Origin of the sequence: Roseobacter sinensis (assembly GCF_025755255.1) — a bacterium.
GTDB lineage: Bacteria > Pseudomonadota > Alphaproteobacteria > Rhodobacterales > Rhodobacteraceae > Roseobacter > Roseobacter sinensis.
The window spans coordinates 17,133-31,515 of the sequence record NZ_JALIEB010000029.1; the positions used below are offsets into that span (position 1 = coordinate 17,133).

General features: G+C 57.5%; 6 protein-coding genes. 1 reads left to right on the top strand and 5 read right to left on the bottom strand.

Going from position 1 to position 14,383, the window contains the following annotated elements:
- Positions 1-62: 62 nt before the first annotated feature.
- The 5 genes from MUB52_RS22240 to MUB52_RS22260 all read right to left on the bottom strand — a co-directional run bounded on the left by MUB52_RS22240 (position 63) and on the right by MUB52_RS22260 (position 13,596).
- Complete coding sequence (locus MUB52_RS22240; RefSeq protein WP_263846350.1) at positions 63-8,759, bottom strand: FG-GAP-like repeat-containing protein; 8,697 nt, start codon at positions 8,757-8,759, stop codon at positions 63-65.
- A gap of 732 nt (positions 8,760-9,491) precedes the next feature.
- On the bottom strand, positions 9,492-10,004 hold the full coding sequence (locus MUB52_RS22245; RefSeq protein ID WP_263846351.1) for a hypothetical protein: 513 nt from the start codon (positions 10,002-10,004) through the stop codon (positions 9,492-9,494).
- Between the two features lie 852 nt (positions 10,005-10,856).
- On the bottom strand, positions 10,857-11,660 hold the full coding sequence (locus MUB52_RS22250; protein ID WP_263846352.1) for a phytanoyl-CoA dioxygenase family protein: 804 nt from the start codon (positions 11,658-11,660) through the stop codon (positions 10,857-10,859).
- 11 nt (positions 11,661-11,671) lie between these two features.
- The gene (locus MUB52_RS22255) at positions 11,672-12,586 is read right to left on the bottom strand and encodes a DMT family transporter (protein WP_263846353.1); all 915 of its coding nucleotides are present in this window, start codon (positions 12,584-12,586) and stop codon (positions 11,672-11,674) included.
- An 11-nt stretch (positions 12,587-12,597) separates the two neighbouring features.
- Complete coding sequence (locus tag MUB52_RS22260) at positions 12,598-13,596, bottom strand: SDR family oxidoreductase (protein ID WP_263846357.1); 999 nt, start codon at positions 13,594-13,596, stop codon at positions 12,598-12,600.
- A gap of 20 nt (positions 13,597-13,616) precedes the next feature.
- Between MUB52_RS22260 and MUB52_RS22265 the strand changes: the two genes are divergently transcribed.
- A complete protein-coding gene (locus MUB52_RS22265) occupies positions 13,617-14,201 on the top strand; it encodes a CGNR zinc finger domain-containing protein (RefSeq protein WP_263846354.1) in 585 nt (194 codons plus the stop codon).
- Positions 14,202-14,383: the final 182 nt, after the last annotated feature.

Below are 14,383 nucleotides of genomic sequence, written 5' to 3' on the forward strand. Positions count from 1 at the left end.
AAACGACAATCCGCATTCAGTGCCATCCACCAGGGGCTATCAACTCGAGATGTGTGACCGCATCAAAAAACGAAGTCGCCTGGGTCGAGAATCGGCTCCAGATTGGACAGCTCAACTGCAAATGCGTGATCCGATGCCGCGACGAGCAATCCCCTATCGGTTTCGGTAAAGACAAGATCGCTAAAGCTGATACCGCCTATGCCGCTCAGATCGATCTGGTCGAGACCAACTTCAAAATCTGTGATCATGTCGCGCGTGTCGAGGGTGCTATGAGCATTCTCGTCGAACACAAACACATCTGAGCCTTCTCCTCCCGTGAGCGTATCGGCGCCTTCTCCGCCGATCAAGCGATCGTTCCCGACCCCTCCATCCAACCTGTCGGACCCGTACCCTCCTTCGAGGACATCATTTCCGCCCTCGCCCAGCAGAGCATCATCTCCTGAGTGAGAGACCTGGCCTGCAAACACGTAGGACAGGTCGTATCCGAATGCGATGATATCGCCGACACCATCACCGGTCACGTCGGCGACGCGCCGTTCATAGACCTCATTGCCCCAGTATGTGTGAGACCCGAGAAAGTCGGATGCCTTGTAGACCGCGCCAAATCCGCCATTCGACTGCCCGTTTGCGACGTAAATACCGTCGCCACCAAATCCGACGATATCCGCTCGACCATCTCCTGTGACATCGGCCACGCGCCGCTCATATTGTTCGGCCCCCCAGCCGTGGTCTGCACCGAATGCTGCAATTTGCAGGCCAATATGGGCGAAGCTTCCGTCTGATTGCCCCAGAGAGACATGAACCCCATTATCCGCAAATCCCAGGATATCGGCGCGACCATCGCCGTTTACATCTCCGACCTCGCGTTCGTACTGCTCGGGCCCCCAACCTTGAGTTGCGCTGTAGGCATTGGTCTGCTGTCCTATGTGGACAAAGCTCCCATCGCTCCGGCCCAGTGACACCGACGTCCCCGATTGCCCGAAGCCGACGATGTCCGCCCGGCCATCGCCGTTCACATCAGCAACCCGTCGTTCGTAAATCTCCGCTCCCCAACCCTGCGTGGCGCCGTAAGCGTTGGTTTGCAAACCCAAGTGCACAAAACTTCCGTCTCCCTGACCAAGCGAAACTGATGTCCCGTCATGACCAAAGCCAACAATATCCGCCCGGCCGTCTCCGTTCACGTCGGCCGATATACGCCGCTCGTATTGTTCGTCGCCCCAGCCTTGATCTGCCCCGTACGCCGCAGATTGCAGACCCCTGTGCACCAAGGTGCCATCGCGCAGACCCAGAGAGACATGCGTGCCGTCCTGGCCAAAGCCGACGACGTCGGCGCGGCCATCCCCGTTCACATCGCCGAGGTCGCGCTCATATTTTTCGTCTCCCCAACCATCGACATAAGCGTATCCGGCGAATTCTGCGACGAATGCAAATGAGGTCTGAACAATCGGGTTGATGTCGCCGCCACGAAGGAGGTCGTCGCCATCTCCCCCCAACAAGAGATCGACGCTATAGCCCCCATCGAGCGTGTCATTGCCGCCGCCCCCCGAGAGGACATCATTGCCATTTCCACCATCGAGAAAATCGGCGCCGAGGCCCCCGGTCAGTTCGTCATTTCGACCACCGCCGGTCAAGGTGTCGCCCCCGGTCCCGCCTTCGATTGCAAACTCCGAGTCGTTCCACCCCCCAATGAATTGGCCGGCCGCGCCGCCCGTAACCTCCAATCGAATAGCGCCATCCAGAATGCGCTTGTCAAAGCTGGCGTCGGCAAACTCGATACGTTCCAAACCCACGCCGGTTGGATCGGTGGAGAACCAGTTCTGAATGGTGACAATCTCCAGCGTGCTTGCATGAGTGATCAGCAAGTCACTGCCGTTCTCTGTCAGAATGACGTCGGAGAATTGAGTGCTCGTCATCTCGAGCGTGTCCTGATCCAAGGCGACCCCAGCCGTGTCAGAGATCGTGTCGTCACCGTCCCCGGCTTGCCAAGAGTAAGTGTCGCTCCCGGCAAGGCCGTCCAGATGATCGGCGCCCAGACCACCGACCAGCATGTCGCTATACGCTCCACCCGAAATCGTATCGTTGCCATCAAAGCCATGAATCATGTTTTGATTTGCCGACCCGATAAGTACCTCTCCAGCAGCCGTCCCGTTGATCGACGATATGCTGTCAGGGCCTGCCGTCAGATGCGTGTTCCCTAAGGCACGGTGCTCAGTGCTCAGGGCGACAGTTGCGACAAACTGAGCGTCGGACACTCGTCCCGTCGTCAGGTTGTCGGTCCAATCCAATTTTTCCGAAGCGGTCGGCAGCCGGCCAAGCGCGTTGAGGAACACCTGATCGACCAGAGTCTCGCCGCCTAAACCAAACAGGCTGTTTGTGGACACCCCCTGCTGGTCTCCACGCGCCGCCAGCAGGTCGGCTGCAAGATCCTCGTAAGTATCCTCACCCTCTAGCAAGCGTTGCGACAGCACCGCGAGCTCGAAGTCAGTCGGGTCTCTGTCATAGACCACATCGACCAAGTCACGGGCGACATGTTCGGTGAACGCCCTGTCCAAACTACGTTCGAAGCGGGCGGGATTCAGGATGACATCGAAGTTGTTTGTCGACAGGTGCTCATTGCCCTTAATCAGATGCTCGTCGGCTTCTGACATCTGATACGCAAGGCTGGTGCGGGTATGGCTCCCATCGGAAAGGGCCCGCAGGTACTGGTTTGTTTCCTCCAGCGAAGGAGGGCGGGAGAAGGCGTTGAAACTCAGCTGAGAAATGAACTCTGCGTTCGTCAGACTTCCGTAGCGGTCCGCAAACTCATCGCTGTTCAAGAGCTCATCGACAAGGCTTGACCCGGTCAGGCGGCCGTTCGCCACATGCACAACGAGTTGCTCGGCCTCGGTGATGTCCATGTCACGGTCGAGGACGGTATCGAAAATCCGCGCCGCCTCAGCAACGATTTGTTGTTTTGTAGATGCGTTCATGCGCGCCGAGTTGACAACAACGACCGCGCTGCCGTTGGCATCGAGCGTTGTTTCGGTTCGTGTCCAAGTTTCGAATCCGATGGCATCAACTGCATGTGAGACGACGATGTTCTTATCTATCGTCGTCGCCCTTATGCCGTTGGTCCATTCGTAGCTGCCGTTGTTCAAATGGCTGTAGGTCAGGGTCTGTACTCTGCCTTCGCGCTCAATGCTCTCCGACAGGCCGTCGGCTGAAACATAGGTGTTGAACGTGTTGATCAGTTGGCCTTGGGCATCGAATGACTGTTCCATCAAATGGGTGGATCCGTCGGCGGCAACCGAGAACTTTTCAACTTTGTCTGCGACACCATTGCCGTCGTAGTCAGCGCTAACGGTCCTGGACTGGCCATTTGCGCTTGTCGTCTCGATGACGCGGGATCGTAGGTCGCCGTCGGCATAGAGTGTTTCGTCGACAAGTGTGGAGCTGCCGTCCGGATTGTGTCTCAGCTGCCAGGAGGACGTGCCATCTATTGAACCGTCCCCATCGAGGTCAGTTTCGCGTGTGCGCAGAAGTCCGTTTGCGCTCTCAACTTCAGTCTCGTGAAACACATCCTTCGATGTCCCAAACGTCTCGTTTCGCTCGGTGATCCGACTTCCGTCAGCATCAAAAGTGATCGTCCATGCCCGGCTGTGGTCAAGAGCACCGTCCGCGTCAAAATCAAAGGACTGCGACCCCTGCATGCCATTGGCAGCGGAAAAGACTTCGGCTTCCGCCAGGCTGCTTCCGTCTGCGGAGAGCTCGCTATATCTGACCGTCAGGTTCCTGCTGGCGTCGATGTCGGATGAAATCAATCTGTCAACGGAACCGTCCCAATCCTTGTCGATCGTTGTGTCAGACGACAAGCCATCCGCGGTCGTCGTTTGGGACATGCGACGAAATAGAGAAGCGTCTTCAAGATACTCTTCGACAACATACGTTGTTGCGCCGAGGCCGGTTTCGGACCGCGTTTCGACCCTTTCGTGGACCCCGTCTCCCGATTGATCAAACTCGAAGGTCTCAACAAGCCCGTTGCCACTTTCTGTGGTGACGATCTGCGCAAGCCGTACGCCCGCAGCATCATGGGTTTCGGAGGTCGTTGTCGTAAGGCCGTCCGCGGCGAAGGTTGTCACACTGGTCGATACAAAGTCGAAAACGCCGGTTCCGAAGAGATCAAGTCTGGAGGTCGTGGAGAGCGCTGTGTCGTCCGTGAGGCGATCTTCGGAGGCAAGCAACGCGCCGGATCCGTTCCTGTACTCGATCGACTGCGCCCGCCCGCCGTCCTGCTGCAAGACCGTTTGGTCGACAATGACCACATCCGCTTGACCATCGCCATTTTCGTCTCTCGTGACCGATCTTGTCAGGCCATTTGCACTGAGTGTCGTGGACGTGGAAGCGATCAAGGCGCCTGCTGCGGAAAAAGCCTGGGTGCTGTTTGTGACCGAGCCATCGGTTGTTACAACGCGTGTCCCAAGCACATCGTCTGTGCCATTTCCATCCAGATCTGTTGTGGTCGTTATTGTGCGCCGGTCTGCTGCTGTGACGATTGTTGTTTTGCTGATCAAGGATGTATCTGCGGCGCGGCGTTCTTCGGTGATGGTTTCGATGCCGTCAATCGTCAGATCGAGGGTGGTCTGTATTTTCAGATCGTCGGGACCATTGCCGTCAAAACTCCAGATCTCGGTCCGCTCGCGCCCGTCGTCGCTGACCGTTACCTGTGCCGAGCGATACGTGATGTTGTTGTCGCCTTTCTCGGTGGTCACCGTCGTGCGGGACCCATCGGCGTTGAGCGTCGTGGCGACAACCTGGGTTCGCTCAAAGGTGTCATCCCCGTCGCGGTCGGTCTCTGTGGTCGTGGTCAGCCCATCTCTGCTGACAGTCACATCCTGGCGGCTCTGCAGCGTGTTCGTCTCGGAGAGCTGTTTCTCGACACTGCGGCGCGTGCCATCTGCCTTTTCCCAGACATGCGACCAGATATCGGTCTGTCCATCGCCGTTCAGATCGGTAAAGGTCTTGATGCTATCACCGTTGTCACTTGTGATGACGGTGGTCTTGCTGCGGGTGACATCGGACCCATCAAGCAGTTCCGTAACCGAGCGCACATCCCCGTCGCTCTCCAACACGTCAACCTGCCGCAGCCTGAGATCAACCGTTCCATCCGTGTCATTGTCGTAGAACGTGGTGGTCTCCAGCCCATCATCGCTGCGGGTGATCTCCAAAGACGAGAGCAGATCGTTGTTTGCGGATCTGGTCTCTTGCGTGGTGACCTGTGTCCCATCGGCGTTCAGAACAGTTGTGCTGGTCTCCGTGCGCTCAAAGCTTCCGTTACCATCGGCATCTATCTTGATTGTGGTTTTCAGCCCATCGTCCCGGATGGTCACCTCGCGCGTGCTGCGCTCGGATCCGTCGCCATTCTTGGTGACAACCTTCTGCTTCCGGCTACCGCTGGCTTCCAGGAAGACACGGTCGTCAACCGTCACATCCGTCGTGCCGTCACCGTCAAGATCCGTGTCCGTGATCCGAATGAGCCCATTGGCACTGATCCAAGTGTCCGTCGACGTGATCGTGTCGCCATTTGTGCTCTTTCGAACATCCGTGATGGTGGTGGACCCGTTGGTTGCTTCGGTGGAGGTCATAAAGACATCACCAACCCCATCACCATCCACGTCCTGCTCGGTGGTCATGATCCGTCGATCCGCGCTCTCAGTCGAGGTGGTCTGGCTCAGCAGCGTCGTGCCATCTCCGGCATAGGTGGAGACCGTTCGGGTGGTGCTGCCATCTGTCTCCAGCACCCGAACATCGACGGTCTGGCTGTCGAATGCGCCATTGCCGTCCGCATCCACTTTCGTGGTGGTGGTCAGACCGTCTGCGCTGGTCTCGACCACTGTCTTGTTGCGCAGGGTGGTGTCCTGGTTCCGCGTCTCAATGGTACGGGTCGAGACGCCAGCGGCATCCACAGTGGTCACATCTGAGACGGCAACATCGACATCGCCGTCGCCATCCGCGTCCGTCGTGGAGTTTACGTCCAGCCCGTCTTCCGAGGACACCGTTGTGCTGCTCGCCAGCACCCGGCCGTCGATTGCGCGCGTCTGGTCCAGTGTTGTCCGCTCCTGCGTGCCGGCATCCACGGTGACGGCGCGCACACGCTCATCCGCATCAAAGACGCCGTCCTGGTCGAGATCGACCCAGGTCTCCGAGCTGACCTTATCCGCCCCCAGTGTGGTCTTCTGCATGGACCGGACGGAGCCATCGGTGTTGGTCACCGTCACGATGTTTTCTCGGCTTCCGTCGCCGTGGATCACCGTCGTATCGACCGTTGTGCTGTCGATATCATTATCGCCATCCACATCCGCTTCGATGGTCTTGGTCAGGGCATCCGCCGACTGGGTCTGTGTGACCGTGCTGCGCAGGCTGCCATCGCCGTTCTCGACCCGCAGAACAGAGGTACTGGCCCCACCAGCGTCCAACGTGATGGAGAGGTCTTCGACGGTCTCGACCACACTGTCGCCATCTACATCCCGGCTGATCACCTTGCTTTGCCCATCGGGGCCAACCACCATCGTCTCTGACGACCGCAGGCTCCCATTCCGGTTATGCGCCTGCGTGCTCTCCGTGCGGCTGTCGTCAGCATGTTCGGTGATGCTGTGCGTCACCGTCACATCATCCAGACCATCCCCGTTCTCATCGGTCCCCTTCGTGCGTGTGAGCCCGTCAATAGTGGTCGTTTCGCCGGAGCTGCGAATGACATCACCGTTCTTGGCGAGGTCATGGATCACAATGCTGCGGCTGCCGTCGGGTGCGGTCGTGCGGATCTCTTCCTGATCGAACCAGCCGCCCCCCGTCGAGTCCCGCTGGATCGTTACATCGCCGCCATCGGCACTCGTCGTGGTCACCACCCGGCTGGTCAAAATCGCCGTCGCCGCATCCGACCCGGTTTTGTTCACGACGGTTTCTATTTTGTTCCCGCCCCCCTCCTGCGTCGAGATCTCCTGCAGCCGATCAACCACCCCGTCGCCATCGTCATCATAGCTGTTGAGGATGCTGGATCCGTCCGGACTGGTGACAGAAGTGATGACATAGGCCACATCGCCCGTCGCAGTATGAGCTGTGCTGACCACCACCCGGTTGCCCGCGATATCGGTGCTCTCGTCCTGCTCTACCCGGTAGCCCTGCGCCTCGGCCACCAGCGTCGCATTCGCCACCGTGCCCGTGCTGCCATCGGAACGCGTGAAGCTCGTCTGCCCGGTGATCATCGAGCCATCCGGCAGTTCGATCCGCGTCGTATCCGCTGTCAGATTGATCGAGGTGATGCCCAGCTCCGTGAGCGTCCTGGCCGTGGTCGAGCCATCGGCATTTGTCACCAGAACCTTGAAGTCCGCAAACCGCGCATCATTCGCGTCCAGCACCCCGTCGTCATTGCTGTCAAACACGGCCCGCAGAGCCGCCAGATCATCCGTCGCCGTCGGATCCCACTCGGTGAAGACATACTCCTTCTTCTCCGAGATCGCCCCATCCCCATCGTCATCGATGAACAGAACGCCATCGCCATCTCCAACCCAGGCCGTCCGATGCAGCAATCCATCACCACCAGCGTCCATGAAGACGGTCGATTTGCTCAGTTCGGTGACCTCAACGCCATCACCGTCCAAGTCGAGGAGAAGGGGGCGCAGGCTGCTGTCGCGGACGCCACCATTGCCCTGGTTCGCATGTCCTCCCGATTGCCCTCCAGAATTGCCCCCAGAACCACCGGAGCTTTGATCATTGTCATCGCGGCGGTTCCAATCCAGTGAATTCTGTTTCAGCGCCGCACGCTCCGCCGCAGTCTGACCAAGGGTCGCATTCCGCGCCTCTTCGCGGGTCAGGTTGTATTTGAAGATCAGTTCTTGACGAAGCTCTTCCTCTCGTCGTCCGTCGCCTTTGATTCGGCCCGGCCAGAGCTCAGAGTCAAAATGGCGATCTTTTACTGCATTCAAGAGACCGAAGTGATCCTCGGCCGGTCCTTTCGCTGCAAAGCTTGGACCAATGGTCTCAGGTAATATATGAACGTTCGAAGCCAGCGCAGGGTACTTCTGATAGAAGTCTATGATTTGCTGTGGCGTGATCTGCGATCGTAGTGACTCAAGTTGTGACGCGGGCACACCAATACTTGATGCAAACGCCCTCATGTTTGTGGGATTGTCCAGCAGACTCTCAATCGCCGCTTCAACCGCGACCGGATCAAGGGTGTTGGAATTGGCACGACTTGGTGAGTTGATTGCTGTCAGCCTCGTGATATCCACCGGTACCGGGTAGAATACATCATTGCTCGGATCGTTATCTCCGCCAACGTTAACGCGCAGACCATAGACGGGATGTTCAGTGGTATCTACTAACGTGGACTGAAGGTCCCTCGTCGGTCTTGCTGTATGTTTCTCAAAATCTGCATAAGAATTTATCGAGACGAGTTCGCCACGGTAGTCCGTGAAGGTATTGGCATCGCGGACAGACGGAGGGAGACCAATCACATCGGTGCTCTCAGAACTATAAATACCATCATAGACTGTTCCCCCAATTGCTTCTCCCAAGCTTCCACCCACGAATGAAGCACCACTCACAAGTACTGCCGAAACTCCCCAACCAATAGGATTTGATGCCAAAGCGGCGGTTGCCAAAACTCCAAATGCATAACCACCCGTGACCGTACCAATCACCTGATATCCGTCTCGCAAAGTCAAATCATAATCAGTAGAGTTCGCCAATGTTTCCATTGCCAAATCCGTTTGAACATCGAGCAAATCGCGTCCCCAACCTAAAGACTTACCCTTTGTCCCAAGGGTAACTCCAACTGACGCAGCAGTCGCAATCCAACCAGGAATTCTGGACTCATCTTCTTCGTTAGTTAAAAAGTTCATTCTTCACCACTAAAATTAATTTTCGAAATTTGAAGAAATACATTAGTCTTTACGAGACAGCGACCGGCGTACGCATACTACATGGCAAATTGCTAGGATCGGGAGGCCGCATACATAAGCTAGTGATGGGAGGCCAGCTTTCCTTTGAAGTTGTTCGTGAAAATCAACAATGAATAAGCCAACCAACGCCAACCAGATCAATACGGCAATTACATAGACGCGAGTAGGATGAATGTCAGAAAACTTTAGTTTCCTCTTTTGTTCAGACATCGGATTCCCAACCACTTTTGGCCTATGTAGATTTTGCTTTGCCGCTTGCTACTCGCATTTCAATGTCTAAGAACAAGAGCGGCTTTTAGAGTTTCCTGACTCAAGCGACTCCCAATCGCAAACTCTGCCCATCACCCAGTAGTGGCGCCTACCAATCTCCAAACCTTAACTCAGATCAGTTAGGCGGTGGATTTGCCTACATGGCGGACCACCTGGCGTACGTCATTATTTCTCCTTTTTCACTATTGTAAAACGTGAACGTTAACTAACTCACCAAGTTTCTCAAACTTGGTTAACGCAGGGTCCTTCTCACCCACTCCAAACTCCATCTCCCTAACCCAATACTCACCCACAGACCCACGACCGGACAGCGCGATGGCGCTTGAGATTGCGATACGCGAAATGGATCGGAGGACGGAAAACCTTACTCCTGCGCCGCTCGGGAAAGACCAACTGTCCGCGCCAGGTCAGGATCGGACACTGACTCTCCACACTTGGGAATACAAGCGCGATCTCATCACCGACAGGCAGGCGGAGGACCTCCGACCGAACGGTCTGGCACATCAACAGCTCTGACGTGCCTGCCTGCGCCATCTGCCCCGGAGCCGCGGTGGACAGGTCGATGACATGCCCGGCCTTGATGCCCGGGTTGCGGATTTCGAAGGTGAGCGGCGCCACCAACTCAAACTGCTCGGTCAGCGCGCCGGGACCAAAGAGGTCCCCTTCGCTTTGCCAGACCCGGCCCGCGGCGAGGTGCACCCGAAACATTCCCGGCGGCACGAGGACCCGGAAGAATGCGCCACCTTCCACATAGGCCGCCAAAGCCTCGGCACCGGTCGCGCTGTCGACCAGCGTCACGACATAGTCCCGCCCCGCCCGTGACTTGACCTGCAGCGGAAAGACGGCCGGCAGGCCCGTCCGGTTCCACATCAGACCGACAGGGGGCCACTTATGATGTGGGGTTGCATCTTCGGCGGACGCAGTGCCGGGCGGCGCGCACCAAACCAGCAGACTAAGTACTGCGGCCGCTATGAAAGTCTGGATCAAGTGAGACATACTCTGCATTTCTTCCACATCGATGGCGTTGCGTCATCCCTTGTCCGAGATCGAGCAGCAGTTCACCGGACAATCGAGGCCGCGATGATCGGCCAGTTCTCAGTCAACCACTCGCTGCACGTGTCAGCACCTTGTGTCCTAACGACAGTTGCAAAAAAGATTGTCTGTGCTGTTGCTCGCGTGTTGGAACAGAGAGCAGCGCGAATGCGGTTTCGGTTCTCGCGAATGACCGGATTGGCGTCACTCGCCGCGCCGCCGCAAGAAACCTGCCGCACGTGCGAGCAAATGCTGCGTCAGCGAAGGCAGAAAATCAAATGACCGCAAAGTCCGCGATGTGTGAGTTCGCATGGTAGGGTACGAACGGCTGATCACCACATCCCGTCCCATTCAAACAGTTATCTGATTAGGACATTTTCCGATCCATACAAATCAAGAACTTAAACGGCTCAATCTCAGCAAGGTTCAATTGGGACGATTGACAAGTTTCTTGGAGTGTCATTTCGACCCCTCGAAGGCAGGTGAATAATCTGCGAGGTTTAGGACCTGCCTCGCAAAGTGGAATTCTCTCGCCACTCAGTCCCGGTTCGAGGGGAGCAAGACCGCAACCGTTTCTTTCATCGGCGTTCGCGGTCCTACTGCTAAACCTGCGATCGCTCAGGAATGAAGCGCCCGGAAGATAGCCTCTTCAATGGGGAACCCATTCGGCCGGTCTACGCGGAGACGACGATGACCGCGCGCTGGTTCCAAAGGGGGCTGAGCCATAAAGCGGGGCTCGTTGCCGCGATGCGGCTGACCGGCATGCACAAGGAAGGGATGGCACAGGTAAACCGTTCCCGCGCGCCCCGTGGCAAGGACCTCGGGCCGACCGGCCGTTGTGCTCAGGTCCATTTCGCCGGCAAGACCCTTCTCTCCATGCGGCGCGAGCAGTCGGGCCACATCCTTGTGACTGCCTGCGCGGATGCGGGTCGGGGCGTCTTTTTCGCCCACATCCGAGAACAGGAACAGCATGAGCAGAAGCCGACCCCGCGACCGGAGGTTGACACACCATTTGCTGAAATCTGTATCCGCCGTCACCGGCCCGGAAAAACCTCGCGGAGGATAGCTTGCGTCCACATGCCAATCCGCGGCGAAATCGCCCTCGCCGGGGAAGCGGATCACAAAGGCACCAAGCGCCTCGCGCCGCCGCCAGCGACCCGGACCCGCCAGAGCGTCGAAGGCCACATGCAGTTGCGGTGTATTGGCCGCTTCGACAAAAGGCTTTTGCCAGTAGACCGGTCGGAGAACGACGGGTTCGGTCCAGGTTTTAGGATCATCGGGGCGGCCCGGCAGGTCGCGCCAGATGCGCTTGCGTGCTTTCGCTGCGAGGCTTGCTGGAAAGGCATCGTCAATACGCAGAAAGCCACTTTCGATGAAGTGTTCGATCTCATCGTCGGTAAGGATTGGGGACTTGGGGCTCATTTTCGTATAACTCATCCGTTGCGTGACGGCCCCTCTAGTTTCCCCGGCCTTCTGGACTCTCGCGCCTGACCGTTAAGCAAAAGAAACCCGGCAAACACAATCAGGGCGGCGCCGACAATTGTTGTTTCATATAGCACCTCGTTGAAGACGAAGTAGCCGATAACAACAGCGCCAATCAGTTCCAAGTAGACCAGTGGCGACAGAGATGACACATCTGCAAATCGGAAGGCGGCAATCGCCAAGGCGTGACTGGCCGCAGAAAGTGCACCCAGACCAAGAAAAAACGTCAGATCCTCCCATGTCGGTGTGGACCAGGACAGGAGGGCCTGGGGTGTCAGCAATATCGTCCCTACGACACATTGAAACGCGAGTGTTTCGATCGGATCGCTGGCCGCTGACGCATGCCGTGTTGCAACGAGATAGAGCGCAAAGAACAGACCGGCGCCGAGTGCAAGGAGAATGCCCGGCTCAATCCCAGTTCCGGGCCGCAGGATGATAATCGCCCCGGCGAAGCCGAGGACAAGGCTGACAGTTTTCCGACGCGTTAAGCGTTCCTTCAAAATGACAACGGAAAGGGCGACCGCAATGATGGGTCCAACAAAGTAGGCGCTGACCACCGTCGCCAGCGGAATGCGCGCGATCGAAAGAAAGTAGAGCGTCATCGCCGCGACAAGACAGACCGTACGCGCCAAATGCGACGTTCGGCGTTCTCTCGGGAGGAAATGCCGACCTCGCAAGGTCACGGCCGCCGGAAGAACGATTACGCTGGCGACCATGTAGCGTGCCCAGGAAAGAAAGAGTGGCGAGTAATCGGCACTGAGATGTTTGGCGATCCCGTCCACGACCGGAATCAAGAGCATCGCAAGCGCCATGAGCGCGACGCCCTTCACTGGATGACTGGAAACCGCCGATACGGCGGGTGCCATAACTACCGCTCCTAACGATACCCGGTCGTGTCGGCGGGTTTGCCTGCATCCTGCACTTCCGGGACGTATCGCCACGCATCCGGCTGACTGCCATCTATGTCGGTGAAGCCGTAAACCTGCGCCAGACCGCCGCTCGAAAGCGACTGGCCGTTCCACCGCGCACGCGCTGGGTCGGCTGCCAACGCAGCAACGGCCCGACCGACATAGGCCGGGCTTTCGGAAATTGCAAAATGCGGCATCTTTTCGGTTGCATCTCGCCATGTCGCCTCTGTCACATCGTAAGCGTCCAGCATGGCTTCGGAGCGTAGCCAGCCCGGCGTCAACGCCACCGCCGTCCCACCATGGGGTTTCAGTTCATGGGCTAGAGAAAATGCCATGCGGTTCACCGCTGCCTTGGCAAGATCGAAGAAGAATGACACGCGATAATTGGCGGCGTTGTATTCGTCGGTGCCGTCGGTCACTTCGACAACCAGGCCGCCCGGCCGTTCGATCAGCAACGGCAGCGCAAAATGCCCTGTGATGGCGTGGGTATCGACGGCCAGCCGCAGGGTGCGCAAACCATAGTCGAGATCACTCTCCCAAAGCGTCTTGTTCCATTCCATCCGAGTCGCCCCCCAGATGTCATTGACCAGAATGTCCAGTCGACCCTGCTCTGACCGGATCCTGTCGACCAGTGCCTTTACCTCAGAGGGGATGAGATGATCGACCCTGACGGGAATGCCAACGCCGCCAGCCTGATCGACTAGCGCTGCGGTTTCCTCGATGGTCTCAGACCGGTCTATCTCGGATCGGCTTTCTTTTGTCGAACGTCCCGTGACATAGACGGTGGCCCCGGCACGCCCCAGCTCTGTCGCAATCCCTCTGCCTGCACCGCGCGTTCCGCCTGCCACCAAGGCAACTTTGTTTCTAAGGAGCTTTTCCATGTCTTGTTTTCCTCCACGGTCGGTTCGGCCACGTTGCGCTGTGGGGTTGTAACTGGCATTCTGCTTTTTGATAGACACAGGATACATAGCCACTGGTTACTGGTCAAATGAAATTAGACAGTTACATAGATGCCGGCACTCTCGCGTCCGTTGAGTTCGCAAACAGACTCACGCCCGGCTATGCTAACGGAAAGCCGGTCGCCGAGACCGACGTGCTACAAGCCGTCCGGGAGGTTGTTGCGATAGACCCTCCTTCGGTCGCCGCCGTGTCGGAGAAGGATGAGGACGGTTTCGTTGCGTTGGCAAAACGACTGCGTGCGATATTCGTTGGTATTGACGGAGGTCACATCGATGAAGCGGCAGAATTGCTGAACACGATCCTGTCAGAGCATCCGGCTACCCCCTATCTGGCAAAGGAAGAGGGGGTCTGGCACCTCCACCACCACCCGTCGGATGCTGCCATTCTGCCAATGTGGACCGCAATTTGTGCCGAAGGGCTTGCCCGAATGATCGGCACACAGAATGCGCATCGGCTTGGCATCTGCATGGCGGAGAACTGCGACCGGGTTTTCGCAGACACATCGAAAAACGCCACCCGCCGGTTTTGCTCGTCAGCCTGTCAGAACCGCATCAAGACAGCTGCGTTCCGAGCCAGAAAACGCACGGCGGCGGTGACGGAAAACAAACCCTGATGAGCGACGTCTTTTGACCGCGACCATGGGGTCAACTCCAGGAGGGGGTAGAATCGTACGATCCTCAAATCAGACGTTTGGACCTCACAAGTGAACGGCCGCTCCGTCTAAGGTTTGTTGCTGCTGTCAGCGCGAGCTGCAGCGGCGATAAATCTGACAAGGAGGAAAGCGCGGGCGGATTT

What these genes read in the sequence shown, in the direction of transcription:
- MUB52_RS22255 (WP_263846353.1), bottom strand. Translation starts at nt 12,586, where the DNA reads ATGGCACCCGCCGTATCGGCGGTTTCCAGTCATCCAGTGAAGGGCGTC.
- MUB52_RS22265 (WP_263846354.1), top strand. Translation starts at nt 13,617, where the DNA reads ATGAAATTAGACAGTTACATAGATGCCGGCACTCTCGCGTCCGTTGAG.
- MUB52_RS22250 (WP_263846352.1), bottom strand. Translation starts at nt 11,660, where the DNA reads ATGAGCCCCAAGTCCCCAATCCTTACCGACGATGAGATCGAACACTTC.
- MUB52_RS22260 (WP_263846357.1), bottom strand. Translation starts at nt 13,596, where the DNA reads ATGTATCCTGTGTCTATCAAAAAGCAGAATGCCAGTTACAACCCCACA.